We start from the raw sequence: 5,320 nt of genomic DNA, 5'->3' as shown, positions 1-5,320 counted from the left end.
TTAAATTGTGTTCGGCGGTGTCCTACTTTTCCACCCGTGTGGGCAGTATCATCGGCGCTGACAGGCTTAGCTTCCGGGTTCGGGATGGGACCGGGCGTTTCCCTGTCGCTATTTCCGCCGTAACTCTATTTTCTTGTGTTGGGCTGCCGGGGTTGGTTGGCCGGCGCCCGGTGTCACCAAAGTGTGTGTTTGGTGGTGGGGTGTGGGTTTGAAGTTTTTGTGGTGTGGTTGCGGGCAACACATGTGTTTTTTGTGTGTTGGTAAGTTTTCGGCCGGTTAGTGCCAGTTCCCTGCACACCTTGCGGTGCTTCCAGGTCTGGTCTATCGATCCCGTGGTCTGCGGGGGGCCTTATCCCTCTAAAAGGGTGAGAATCCTGGTCTTGGAGTAGGTTTCCCGCTTAGATGCTTTCAGCGGTTATCCTGTCCGAACGTGGCTATCCAGCCGTGCTCCTGGTGGAACAACTGGTATACCAGAGGTTCGTCCGTCCCGGTCCTCTCGTACTAGGGACAGGTTTCCTCAAGATTCTGACGCGCGCGGCGGATAGAGACCGAACTGTCTCACGACGTTCTAAACCCAGCTCGCGTGCCGCTTTAATGGGCGAACAGCCCAACCCTTGGGACCTGCTCCAGCCCCAGGATGCGACGAGCCGACATCGAGGTGCCAAACCATCCCGTCGATATGGACTCTTGGGGAAGATCAGCCTGTTATCCCCGGGGTACCTTTTATCCGTTGAGCGACACCCCTTCCACTCGGGGGTGCCGGATCACTAGTCCCGACTTTCGTCCCTGTTTGACGTGTCAGTCTTACAGTCAAGCTCCCTTGTGCACTTACACTCAACACCTGATTGCCGTCCAGGTTGAGGGAACCTTTGGGCGCCTCCGTTACATTTTAGGAGGCAACCGCCCCAGTTAAACTACCCACCAGGCACTGTCCCTGAACCAGCTTCATGGTTCGAAGTTAGAGGTCCAATACGATCAGAGTGGTATTTCAACAACGACTCCACCCACACTGGCGTGCGGGTTTCACAGTCTCCCACCTATCCTACACAAACCGCATCGAACATCAATACCAAGCTATAGTGAAGGTCCCGGGGTCTTTTCGTCCTGCCGCGCGTAACGAGCATCTTTACTCGTAATGCAATTTCGCCGAGTCTATGGTTGAGACAGTTGAGAAGTCGTTACGCCATTCGTGCAGGTCGGAACTTACCCGACAAGGAATTTCGCTACCTTAGGATGGTTATAGTTACCACCGCCGTTTACTGGGGCTTAAATTCTCAGCTTCACCCCGAAGGGTTAACCGGTCCTCTTAACCTTCCAGCACCGGGCAGGCGTCAGTCCGTATACATCGTCTTGCGACTTCGCACGGACCTGTGTTTTTAGTAAACAGTCGCTTCTCACTGGTTTCTGCGACCCCCTCCCGCTGCCGGCCGTGAAGGCCATGACGGTATGAGGGTCCCCCTTCTCCCGAAGTTACGGGGGTATTTTGCCGAGTTCCTTAACCATAGTTCACTCGTACGCCTTGGTATTCTCTACCTGACCACCTGTGTTGGTTTGGGGTACGGGCCGTGTGTGTGCTCGCTAGAGGCTTTTCTCGGCAGCATAGGATCACCGAATTCGCCGCAATCGGCTATGCATCACCTCTCGGACTCATGAGACCCGGATTTGCCTAGATCTCGTCCTACGGGCTTGCCCCAGTATTACCACTGACTGGTACGGCTACCTTCCTGCGTCACCCCATCGCTTGACTACTACCAGCGAAGGTCCCACGCAGCCCCACAGTCCCCCTCACCCCGAAGGGATCGAAGTAACCATGGTTTTGGGTGGTTAGTACCACTGATTCATCATGGGCGCGCACACACGGGTACGGGAATATCAACCCGTTGTCCATCGACTACGCCTGTCGGCCTCGCCTTAGGTCCCGACTCACCCTGGGAGGACTGGCCTGGCCCAGGAACCCTTGGTCTTTCGGCGGGCAAGGTTCTCACTTGCCTCATCGCTACTCATGCCTGCATTCTCACTCCCACACCCTCCACCACTAGATCACTCTGTGGCTTCACCGGATGCAGGACGCTCCCCTACCCAATACTTGACGTATTGCCGCGGCTTCGGCGGTGTGCTTGAGCCCCGCTACATTATCGGCGCACAATCACTTGACCAGTGAGCTATTACGCACTCTTTCAAGGGTGGCTGCTTCTAAGCCAACCTCCTGGTTGTCTAAGCGACTGCACATCCTTTTCCACTTAGCACACGCTTTGGGGCCTTAGCCGGCGATCTGGGCTGTTTCCCTCTCGACGCACGGAGCTTATCCCCCGCCGTCTCACTGCCACGCTTACACTCACCGGCATTCGGAGTTTGGCTGACGTCAGTAACCTAGTAGGGCCCATCGGCCATCCAGTAGCTCTACCTCCGGTGAGAAACACGCAACGCTGCACCTAAATGCATTTCGGGGAGAACCAGCTATCACGGAGTTTGATTGGCCTTTCACCCCTACCCACAACTCATCCCCTCAGTCTTCAACCTAAGTGGGTTCGGGCCTCCACGCGGTCTTACCCGCGCTTCACCCTGGCCATGGGTAGATCACTCCGCTTCGGGTCCACAACACGCCACTACACCAACCCCAACGGATTGGATACGCCCTATTCAGACTCGCTTTCGCTGCGGCTACCCCACACGGGTTAACCTCGCGACGTGCCGGTGACTCGCAGGCTCATTCTTCAAAAGGCACGCCATCACCCCACCACAAGGGAGGGCTCTGACGGATTGTAGGCACATGGTTTCAGGTACTATTTCACTCCCCTCCCGGGGTACTTTTCACCATTCCCTCACGGTACTAATCCGCTATCGGTCATCGAGTAGTATTCAGGCTTACCGGGTGGTCCCGGCAGATTCACAGCAGATTCCACGGGCCCGCTGCTACTCGGGAAACATCGCAAGGCAGGTATCGGGTTTTCACGTACCGGGCTCTCACCGTCTACGGCAGACCATCCCAGGCCACTTCCGCTAACCACAACACTTTCTCACTGCCCTCCGGCCAGGTAGAACCGGACACAACACTCCCACAACCCCGCACACACAACCCCTACCCGGTATCACATGCATACGGTTTAGCCATCCTCCGCTTTCGCTCGCCACTACTCACGGAATCACATTTTGTTTTCTCTTCCTACGGGTACTGAGATGTTTCACTTCCCCGCGTTACCTCCCCACCAGCTATACATTCACCAGCGGGTGACACGACATCACTCGTGCCGGGTTTCCCCATTCGGACATCCTCGGATCCACGCTCGGTTGGCAGCTCCCCGAGGCATATCGCAGCCTCCCACGTCCTTCATCGGCTCTCGATGCCAAGGCATCCACCATGCGCCCTTAAACACTTACAAACACAAAAACCAAGAAACAAAAATTGCAAAACAAACAAGACACAAGCCTTGCTTGTTAGATGCTCGCAACCACTATCCACAAAACAAACACCACACCCCACCACCAAGATGGAGCGACAACACACCCACCCCCGCAGGGGCGAAAACGGGCCTGTTGCCTCAGGACCCAACAGTGTGCCCAGACAAAGCCGGCCGACACCACCCCCGAAGAGGCCGCGCCGGTTGGTGATCAAAGCTGTTGTCGTTCAAATTATCTGCACCACCGGACAACCCACTACAGGCGCCGGCGAAAAATCTCCCAACCGCATCACCCTCACCCATGTGAGGAACGGGGGAATATGGTGCTCCTTAGAAAGGAGGTGATCCAGCCGCACCTTCCGGTACGGCTACCTTGTTACGACTTCGTCCCAATCGCCGATCCCACCTTCGACGGCTCCCTCCACAAGGGTTAGGCCACCGGCTTCGGGTGTTACCGACTTTCATGACGTGACGGGCGGTGTGTACAAGGCCCGGGAACGTATTCACCGCAGCGTTGCTGATCTGCGATTACTAGCGACTCCGACTTCATGGGGTCGAGTTGCAGACCCCAATCCGAACTGAGACCGGCTTTAAAGGATTCGCTAACCCTCACGGGATCGCAGCCCTTTGTACCGGCCATTGTAGCATGTGTGAAGCCCTGGACATAAGGGGCATGATGACTTGACGTCATCCCCACCTTCCTCCGAGTTGACCCCGGCAGTCTCTCACGAGTCCCCACCATAACGTGCTGGCAACATGAGACAAGGGTTGCGCTCGTTGCGGGACTTAACCCAACATCTCACGACACGAGCTGACGACAGCCATGCACCACCTGCACACAGGCCACAAGGGAACCAACATCTCTGCTGGCGTCCTGTGCATGTCAAACCCAGGTAAGGTTCTTCGCGTTGCATCGAATTAATCCACATGCTCCGCCGCTTGTGCGGGCCCCCGTCAATTCCTTTGAGTTTTAGCCTTGCGGCCGTACTCCCCAGGCGGGGTACTTAATGCGTTAGCTACGGCACGGATCCCTAAAGGAAGGAAACCCACACCTAGTACCCACCGTTTACGGCGTGGACTACCAGGGTATCTAATCCTGTTCGCTCCCCACGCTTTCGCTCCTCAGCGTCAGTTACTGCCCAGAGACCCGCCTTCGCCACCGGTGTTCCTCCTGATATCTGCGCATTCCACCGCTACACCAGGAATTCCAGTCTCCCCTACAGTACTCCAGTCTGCCCGTATCGCCCGCACGCCCACAGTTAAGCTGTGAGTTTTCACGGACAACGTGACAAACCACCTACGAGCTCTTTACGCCCAGTAATTCCGGACAACGCTCGCACCCTACGTATTACCGCGGCTGCTGGCACGTAGTTGGCCGGTGCTTCTTCTGTACCTACCGTCACCCCAAGAAAAATCCCGGAGCTTCGCCGATACTGAAAGAGGTTTACAACCCGAAGGCCGTCATCCCCCACGCGGCGTCGCTGCATCAGGCTTGCGCCCATTGTGCAATATTCCCCACTGCTGCCTCCCGTAGGAGTCTGGGCCGTATCTCAGTCCCAGTGTGGCCGGACACCCTCTCAGGCCGGCTACCCGTCGTCGCCTTGGTAGGCCATTACCCCACCAACAAGCTGATAGGCCGCGGGCCCATCCCACACCGCAAAAGCTTTCCACCACACACCATGAAGCATGCGGTCCTATTCGGTATTAGACCCAGTTTCCCAGGCTTATCCCAAAGTGCAGGGCAGATCACCCACGTGTTACTCACCCGTTCGCCACTCGAGTACCCCCGAAAGGGCCTTTCCGTTCGACTTGCATGTGTTAAGCACGCCGCCAGCGTTCGTCCTGAGCCAGGATCAAACTCTCCAAACAAAAACCAATTTGGAAACAATCCCAAAACATCAGTTCCGAAAAACCGACAAAAA

Annotated in this window: 3 rRNA genes; all 3 read right to left on the bottom strand. The window is 56.3% G+C overall.

The annotated features are described in order from the left end of the window. Positions 1-9: 9 nt before the first annotated feature. A 5S ribosomal RNA gene (rrf, locus tag ABW16_RS23455) occupies positions 10-122 on the bottom strand. A gap of 134 nt (positions 123-256) precedes the next feature. Then, a 23S ribosomal RNA gene (locus ABW16_RS23450) occupies positions 257-3,380 on the bottom strand. A gap of 352 nt (positions 3,381-3,732) precedes the next feature. Further along, positions 3,733-5,267, bottom strand: a 16S ribosomal RNA gene (locus ABW16_RS23445). Together the 16S, 23S and 5S rRNA genes form the textbook arrangement of a ribosomal RNA operon. Between the last annotated feature and the right edge of the window lie 53 nt (positions 5,268-5,320).

The sequence above is a fragment of the Mycolicibacter heraklionensis genome (genome assembly GCF_001021505.1).
GTDB lineage: Bacteria > Actinomycetota > Actinomycetes > Mycobacteriales > Mycobacteriaceae > Mycobacterium > Mycobacterium heraklionense.
The sequence above is the reverse complement of the archived record's forward strand: the minus strand, read 5'-3'. Positions and strand labels throughout refer to the sequence as shown.